We start from the raw sequence: 7,633 nt of genomic DNA, 5'->3' as shown, positions 1-7,633 counted from the left end.
TGGCGGGCATGAAGGATTCCAAGGTGATCGTGGCGATCAACAAGGATGAGGAGGCGCCGATCTTCTCGGTGGCCGACTATGGGCTGGTGGCCGATCTGTTTACTGCCGTGCCGGAGTTGGTGAAGGCGTTATAGGCTGTTCAAGTCCCTCCCCCGCTGGGGGAGGGCAGGGGTGGGGGCGGTCCCCATTCCGACCTTCCCCCAGCGGGGGAAGGAGGCATTTAAAGGAGACAAGACATGAGCTACATTGCCCCCGTCAAGGACATGCTGTTTGACATCCAGCACCTGGCCAACATCGACCAGGTCGCGCAGATGCCCGGCTTCGAGGATGCGGGCCTGGAGACTGCCCAGGCCGTGCTGGAAGAGTGCGCCAAGTTCAATGAAGGTGTGGTGGCCCCGCTCAATTGGGAGGGCGACAAAAATCCGTCGTCATGGCGCGACGGTGTCGTGACCACCACGCCGGGCTTCAAGCAGGCCTTCAAGCAGTATGGCGAGGGCGGCTGGCAGGGCTTGCAGCATCCGGTGGATTTTGGTGGCCAGGGCCTGCCCAAGACCATTGGCGCGGCCTGCGGCGAAATACTCAATAGCGCGAACATGAGCTTTGCGCTGTGTCCTCTGCTGACCGATGGCGCCATCGAGGCGCTGCTCACCGCGGGTTCCGATGAGCTCAAGGCCATCTATCTGGAAAAAATGGTCAGCGGCCAGTGGACCGGCACCATGAACCTGACCGAGCCGCAGGCCGGCTCCGATCTGGCAGCCGTGCGCAGCCGTGCCGAGCCTCAGCCTGATGGCACCTACAAGGTGTTCGGCACCAAGATCTTCATCACCTATGGCGAGCACGACATGGCCGACAACATCGTGCACCTGGTGCTGGCCCGCGTCACCGGCGCGCCCGAAGGCGTGAAGGGCATCAGCCTGTTCGTCGTGCCGAAGTTCATGGTGGGCAAGGACGGTTCCCTGGGTGCGCGCAACGACGTGCACTGCGTCAGCATCGAGCACAAGCTGGGCATCAAGGCCTCGCCGACCGCCGTGCTGCAGTTTGGCGACGGCACGGCGGCGAGCATTGCAGACAGCGCCGGGCCCGGCGCTGTGGGCTACCTGGTGGGCCAGGAGAACCGCGGCCTCGAATACATGTTCATCATGATGAATTCGGCACGCTACGCCGTGGGCATGCAGGGCATCGCGATTGCCGAGCGCGCCTACCAGAAGGCCGCGACGTTTGCCAAAGAGCGCGTGCAGTCGCGCCCGGTCGATGGATCGATCAATGCCAGCGCGCCCATCATTCACCACCCCGATGTGCGGCGCATGCTCATGACCATGCGCGCCTACACCGAGGGCTGCCGCGCCATGGCCTCGGTCGCGGCGGCTGCGTACGATGCGTCACACCACCACCCCGATGCCGAGGTGCGCAAGCAGAACCAGGCGTTCTATGAATACATGGTGCCACTGGTCAAGGGCTACAGCACCGAGATGAGCCTGAAGGTCACCTCCCTGGGCGTGCAGGTGCATGGCGGCATGGGCTTCATTGAAGAAACCGGTGCGGCGCAGTACTATCGCGATGCCAGAATTCTGACCATTTACGAGGGCACCACCGCGATTCAGGCGAACGACCTGGTGGGCCGCAAGACGGCCCGCGACGGGGGCCAGACCGCCAAGGCGATCGCCCAACAGATTGAAGCCACCGAAGCCGAACTTAAACAGCGCCCCAGCGCCACCGGGCGGGCCGTGGCTGCTCGCCTGCAGGCTGCGCGTGAGGCTTTCATTGACGTGGTGGATTTCGTGGCCAACAACACCAAGGCCTCGCCCAATGCCGTGTTTGCCGGCAGCGTGCCCTATCTCCTGCTGGCCGGCAACCTGGTGGCAGGCTGGCAGATGGCACGCGCCCTGATGGTGGCCGAGGACGAACTGGCCAAAGGCATCGACGCCGGCTTCATGCAGGCCAAGATTACCACCGCGCGCTTTTACGCGGACCACCTGCTGGCCAAGGCGCCGGGGCAGCGCGACAGCATTGTGGAGGGTGCCGACAGCGTGACGGCACTGGCGCTCGACGCGTTTTGATTCGCTACCGAAAGCATAGCGGCTGTCGCCCGATTGACAAGGGTTGCAGCCGTTTTTCATTTATAAATTCAAAAGACTGTCCTAACGGAGATTCCATGTCCAGATTGCCCCCGCCCCTGAACCGGCTGCCGTTCCCCGTGATCGGCTCGCCGCTGTTCATCATCAGCAACCCCAAGCTGGTGATTGCCCAGTGCATCAACGGCGTGGTGGGTGCGATGCCGGCGCTCAACGCGCGCCCGGCCGCGCAACTGGACGAATGGCTGGCCGAGATCACCGAGACGCTGGCGGCCTGGGACAAGGCACACCCTGACAAGCCGGCCGCACCGTTCGCCATCAACCAGATCGTGCACAAGAGCAACGACCGGCTTGAGCACGACATGGAAATGGTCGTGAAGTACAAGGTGCCAATCATCATCACCTCGCTGGGCGCGCGCACCGACGTGAACGACGCCATCCACAGCTATGGCGGCGTGGTGCTGCACGACATCATCAACAACAAGTTTGCGAAGAAGGCGATCGAGAAGGGCGCCGACGGCCTGATCGCCGTGGCCGCGGGTGCGGGCGGCCATGCGGGGGTGAAGAGTCCGTTTGCGCTGATTCAGGAAATCCGCGCGTGGTTCGACGGTCCGATTGCGCTCAGCGGCTCGATCTCGACCGGCTCCGCGGTGCTGGCCGCCCAGGCCATGGGCGCGGACTTTGCCTACATCGGCACGGCCTTTATTGCCACCGAAGAGGCGCGCGCGGTCGAGGCCTACAAACAGGCCATCGTAGAGGGCAGCTCCGACGACATCGTCTACAGCAACCTGTTCACCGGCGTGCACGGCAACTACCTGGCGCCGAGCATCCGCGCGGCCGGCCTGGACCCCGACAAGCTGCCCGAGAGCGACCCGAGCAAGATGAACTTCGGCGGCGATGCGAAGAAGGCCTGGAAAGACATCTGGGGCAGCGGCCAGGGCATTGGCGCGGTCAGCAAGGTGCAAAGTGCGGCCGACTTCATCGCCCAGCTCAAGCGCGAGTATGCGCAGGCGCGGGCTCGTCTGGCGCTTTGAGCGGGGCCGGAGCGCCAGTGCGGAGAACTTGCACGAGTATCCTTGGCCAAGTAGAGCCCAGATGATTTCCTTCATGGATCCGGTGGCGGTATTGAGTCTGGTGGACCGGCCCGGTATCGACGCACTGGCCGGTGAAGTCAAGGGGCGGATCGAGCGGGTCCGCGACAGCCTGCCCGCCTGAATCGGTGGCGCGTGGGGGTCGGCCAATGGTCCGGACTCGTCGCTGTGATGCTTTCAGCCCGCGATTTCGACGAACAGGCCCTTTTCCTCGCGCTCGAAGTGGTGTTCGAGCAGGTGCTGCAAAGGCAGTGAGGCGTCGAGCAGGGCCAAGCGGCGCTCCGGCTCGACGATATGTGCAGGCAGTCTTGCGAGGCGCGCGCGCCATTCCTCAGTCATCGCTGCCAGCTTGGTGTGCTCGGCCAGATAGACCCTGGCCGACCAGCGCGCCGACGCGCCGAGCCGGGGGATGAGGTCGGACTCCTCGGCAGCAATATGCTCGGCCTGGAGGGCATGCAGCGCACGCAGCACGTCGCGGGCAGACGCGATGTCGCCTGCAAGCATGGCAAGGCGCATGCGCTGCATGGTTTGCAGCATTGCGTTGTGCTGCTCGGACAGATCTGCGATGGTGTTTGCTGTCATGCCTCGATTGTCTCCGCAGAGTCGCCTTGTGTGTGCAACCCTCTGGTCTCTTCGAAAGGCTTGAGCGTTTGACCTGCATCAATGAAAGCCGGGGCCGCGTCTGCTACCGTCACTGCTGTTCGTTGCGCCGCGTGGGCGATAGCCGCCCGTGGTGCCACGCCCGACTCCTGCTGCTCTGAACTCCACCATGAATTCCGCACTCAACCTGAATGTCGCCGACGCGCCTGGCGCACCGGCGTTGCCGATGGAGCTAGTGTGTCCGGCCGGCAGCCTGCCCGCCCTCAAGGCCGCCGTCGACCATGGCGCCGACTGTGTCTACCTGGGCCTGCGCGACGCCACCAACGCGCGCAACTTCGCCGGCCTGAACTTTGACGAGGCCGCCATCGCCGGCGGCATCCGCTATGCGCACGAGCGCCGCACGCGCGTGTTCATGGCGCTTAACACTTACCCGCAGGCATCCAACCCCCAGCCCTGGCGCACTGCGCTGAACAAGGCCGCGGACCTGGGTGTCGATGCCGTGATCCTGGCGGACCCGGGCCTGATGCAGTACGCCGCCGCGCGCTACCCCGCGTTGCGGCTGCATCTGTCGGTGCAGGGTTCGGCCACCAACTATGAGGCCATCAACTTCTACCGCCAGCACTTTGGTGTGGTGCGCGCCGTGCTGCCGCGCGTGCTGTCGCTGGCGCAGGTGGAGCAGGTGATCGGCAAGACCCCGGTCGAGATCGAGGTGTTCGGCTTTGGCAGCCTGTGCGTGATGGTCGAGGGGCGCTGTGCGCTGTCGTCGTATGTGACGGGCGAGTCGCCCAACACGCACGGCGTGTGCTCGCCGCCGAAGGCGGTGCGCTGGCAGGAAACGCCCAAAGGACTTGAATCGCGCCTGAACGGCGTGCTGATCGACCGCTATGCCGCCGGTGAAAACGCCGGCTACCCGACGCTGTGCAAGGGCCGCTTCGATGTGGGCGAGGACGAAAACTACTACGCCATCGAGGAGCCCACCAGCCTGAATACGCTGGAGTTGCTGCCGCAGTTGCTCAAGATGGGCGTGCGTGCCGTCAAGATCGAAGGGCGCCAGCGCAGTCCCGCCTATGTGGCGCAGGTGACCCAGGTGTGGCGCGAAGCTATCGACGCCTGTACCGGCAACCCGCACCGCTACGCCCCCAGGGCGGCCTGGATGGCCAGCCTGGACCAGGTGGCCGAAGGCCAGCAACACACTTTGGGGGCCTACCACCGGCCCTGGAAATGAACGCCGCCATGAAACTCTCGCTCGGCCCCCTGCAGTATTACTGGCCGCACGCCAGCGTCATGCGTTTTTACGACGCCGTGGCCGCTACGCCGGTGGACATCGTCTATCTCGGCGAAACCGTGTGTTCGCGCCGCCATGAGCTGCGTCTGTCCGACTGGCTGGAGATCGCCGCGCGGCTGATCGACGCCGGCAAGGAAGTGGTGCTGTCCACCCAGGTGCTGATCGAATCAGGTTCGGACGTCGGCGTGCTGCACAAGATTGCCGCCAACGGCCTGTGCGCCATGGAGGCCAACGACATGGGGGCCGTCCACGTTGTGGCCGGCAAGCAGGCGTTCGTGGCGGGGCCGAACCTGAACCTGTACAACCTGCCGTCGCTGCAATGGCTGGCCGCGCTCGGCGCCAGCCGCTGGGTCATGCCGCTGGAGATGAAACGGGACGATCTGGCCGTGATCCAGGCGGGCCGTCCGGCGGGCCTGCAAACCGAAGTGTTTGCCTATGGCCGAATGCCGCTGGCGTATTCGGCGCGCTGCTTCACGGCGCGCAACCGCAACCTGCCCAAGGACGACTGCCGCTTCAGCTGCATCGACCACCCCGACGGCCTGCTGCTGAAGACGCGCGAGAAGGAAGATTTTCTGGTGCTCAACGGCACGCAGACGCAGTCGGCGCGCGTCTACAACCTGGTCGATACGCTGGATGACATGCACGCGCTCGGCGTGGACGTGGTGCGCCTGAGCCCGCAGTCGCAGCACATGGGCGAGGTGATCGACGTGTTCCACGCCGCGCGCATGCACGTGCTGGCGCCGCACGAGGCGCTGGCGCAGCTGCAGCCGCTCATGCCAGCGGCCGGCTGCAACGGCTACTGGCACGGCCTGCCGGGGCTGGTGCAACACACCAGCGCCGGCGAACCGGCGACGGCGTGAAACACGGCAACGGCACATGGTCTACGGCGAAAGGTTCAACGGCATCAGCCATGGGGTCGGCGCGGCTCTGGCGGCGCTCGGCACTGCGCTGCTGGTGGTGCTGGCCGCCCGCCTGGGCGACCCGTGGAAGATGGTCAGCTTCAGTGTGTACGGTGCCATGCTGATCGTGCTGTATGGGGTCTCCGCGCTGTACCACAGCCTGCGCGGCCGCGCCAAGGACGTGCTGCGCAAACTTGACCACTGTGCGATCTACCTCCTGATTGCCGGCAGCTATACGCCGTTTGCCTTGGTGTCGCTGCGCGGCGCCTGGGGCTGGTCGCTGCTCGGTGTGGAGTGGGGCCTGGCCTTGCTCGGCATCGTGCAGGAAGTCTGGCTGGCCAAGGGCGCGCGGGTATTGTCGTTGGTCATTTACCTGCTGATGGGCTGGCTTGCGCTGGTCGCCATCTCGCCGCTGCTCGCAGCGCTGACGCCCCATGGCTTCGCCTGGCTGGCGGCCGGCGGCGCCTGCTACACGGTGGGCATCGTTTTCTATGCGACCGACAAGAAGCTGCGGCACGGCCACGGCCTGTGGCACCTGTTCGTGATGGGCGGCAGTGCCTGCCATTTTGCTGCGGTGCTGTTCTACGTAGCCTGACGTTTCGGAGTGCCATGAACCACCAGCAGTCTTCCCTTTTATTGCCCAAGCCGTTTGGGGCGCTGCTGGCGCGCTTGCCGGCGTATCCGGGTTCGGTGCTGCTGGTCGCAGCACTCAATGCCGGCGTGGCGCGCCAGTTGCCGCCGGATGTGGGCGAGCGGCTGCTGCACAAGCGCCTGCGCATTCATGTGCGTGATGCGTGCATGACTTTTGATTTCACCTGGAGCGGGCGCGGCTTTGCCGCCCGCGTGCCGCAGGACAGCGCCGACCTGTGCATCAGCGCCAGCGCCCACGACTTCGTACGCCTGGCGCAGCGGCAGGAAGATCCCGACACGCTGTTTTTCAGCCGCCGCCTGTCGATGGAAGGCGACACCGAGCTCGGGCTGGTGGTCAAGAACACACTCGATGCGCTGGAGTTGCCGGTGCTGGACCTGGCGCAGCTGGCGCCGCGCCAGCTGCTGGCGCGCCTGGCAGCGCTGCGGGCTACCCGCTCGTCCCAGCCACCGCCCGCCGGCGGCTTCCATTCCGGCGCACCCCACCCCGGAGCTCCGCCATGAATCGCGTACAAGATCCGCGCCCGCTGGTGTATTCCTGCTCGGGTTGCTCCAGCGCCGCGCAGCTGGCCAACCATGTGGCGGTGCGGCTCGACCGCACGGGCGTCGCCGAGATGTCATGCATCGCCGGCGTCGGCGGCGATGTCAAGGCGCTGGTGAAAACCGCACGCTCGGGGCGACCCATCATTGCGCTGGACGGCTGTCCGCTGGTGTGTGTCAAGAGCAGCCTGGCGCGCCACGGCATCGCCGCCGACCGGCACTATCAGCTGCAGCACTACGGCGTCAAGAAGTGCCAGCACGAAGACTTCGACCCCGGGCAGGCGCTCGCCGTGCTGGCGCGCGTGACGCAGGATTTGCAGCACAGGCCACTGGGCGCGCGGCCTGCCATGGCTCCGGCGGATACGAGCCCGGCTGCCCTGCCGCCTGGCCCCCAAGCTGCCAACGACCCGTGCGCGCCGGACCGATGAGCACTGCCGGGCCGTCTCAAGATGCGAAGACGCCTTCGTGGCGCAGCGAGCCACCTGTCATGGGTCAACG

8 protein-coding genes and 1 pseudogene are annotated in these 7,633 nt (G+C 65.6%); 8 read left to right on the top strand and 1 reads right to left on the bottom strand.

What is annotated here, in order from left to right; translation table 11 throughout:
- From B0E49_RS20300 to B0E49_RS15405, 3 genes and pseudogenes are all read left to right on the top strand, one after another.
- Nucleotides 1-134, top strand: a pseudogene (locus B0E49_RS20300) (electron transfer flavoprotein subunit alpha/FixB family protein); the annotation flags it as partial.
- 102 nt (nt 135-236) lie between these two features.
- Nucleotides 237-2,057: an acyl-CoA dehydrogenase gene (locus B0E49_RS15410; RefSeq protein WP_077563095.1), complete on the top strand. Its 1,821-nt coding sequence runs from the start codon at nt 237-239 to the stop codon at nt 2,055-2,057.
- 95 nt (nt 2,058-2,152) lie between these two features.
- Nucleotides 2,153-3,106: an NAD(P)H-dependent flavin oxidoreductase gene (locus tag B0E49_RS15405; RefSeq protein WP_077563094.1), complete on the top strand. Its 954-nt coding sequence runs from the start codon at nt 2,153-2,155 to the stop codon at nt 3,104-3,106.
- A 234-nt stretch (nt 3,107-3,340) separates the two neighbouring features.
- On the opposite strand, the gene B0E49_RS15400 is transcribed toward B0E49_RS15405, so the two are convergent.
- Nucleotides 3,341-3,745 carry a hemerythrin domain-containing protein gene (locus tag B0E49_RS15400; protein WP_077563093.1) on the bottom strand — a complete coding sequence of 135 codons (405 nt, stop codon included), beginning with the start codon at nt 3,743-3,745 and terminating at the stop codon, nt 3,341-3,343.
- 187 nt (nt 3,746-3,932) lie between these two features.
- Here B0E49_RS15400 and ubiU point away from each other — a divergent pair, with 187 nt between their 5' ends.
- Genes ubiU through B0E49_RS15375 form a run of 5 tightly spaced genes read left to right on the top strand, consistent with a single transcriptional unit; the run spans nt 3,933 to nt 7,563 of the window.
- On the top strand, nt 3,933-4,988 hold the full coding sequence (ubiU, locus tag B0E49_RS15395) for a ubiquinone anaerobic biosynthesis protein UbiU (protein ID WP_077563092.1): 1,056 nt from the start codon (nt 3,933-3,935) through the stop codon (nt 4,986-4,988).
- Between the two features lie 8 nt (nt 4,989-4,996).
- The gene (gene ubiV / locus B0E49_RS15390) at nt 4,997-5,908 is read left to right on the top strand and encodes a ubiquinone anaerobic biosynthesis protein UbiV (protein ID WP_077563091.1); all 912 of its coding nucleotides are present in this window, start codon (nt 4,997-4,999) and stop codon (nt 5,906-5,908) included.
- A gap of 16 nt (nt 5,909-5,924) precedes the next feature.
- Entirely contained in the window at nt 5,925-6,542 is a 618-nt protein-coding gene (gene trhA, locus B0E49_RS15385; RefSeq protein ID WP_077563090.1) for a PAQR family membrane homeostasis protein TrhA, read from the top strand.
- A gap of 14 nt (nt 6,543-6,556) precedes the next feature.
- Nucleotides 6,557-7,099, top strand: coding sequence for a ubiquinone anaerobic biosynthesis accessory factor UbiT (gene ubiT, locus B0E49_RS15380; RefSeq protein ID WP_077563089.1), 543 nt, complete (start codon nt 6,557-6,559; stop codon nt 7,097-7,099).
- Nucleotides 7,096-7,563: a putative zinc-binding protein gene (locus B0E49_RS15375; RefSeq protein WP_077563088.1), complete on the top strand. Its 468-nt coding sequence runs from the start codon at nt 7,096-7,098 to the stop codon at nt 7,561-7,563. The genes ubiT and B0E49_RS15375 overlap by 4 nt, the downstream gene beginning before the upstream one ends.
- Nucleotides 7,564-7,633 lie beyond the last annotated feature (70 nt).

Origin of the sequence: Polaromonas sp. C04 (assembly GCF_002002705.1) — a bacterium.
GTDB lineage: Bacteria > Pseudomonadota > Gammaproteobacteria > Burkholderiales > Burkholderiaceae_C > Rhodoferax_A.
This window is presented reverse-complemented; position numbering and strand designations above follow the sequence as displayed.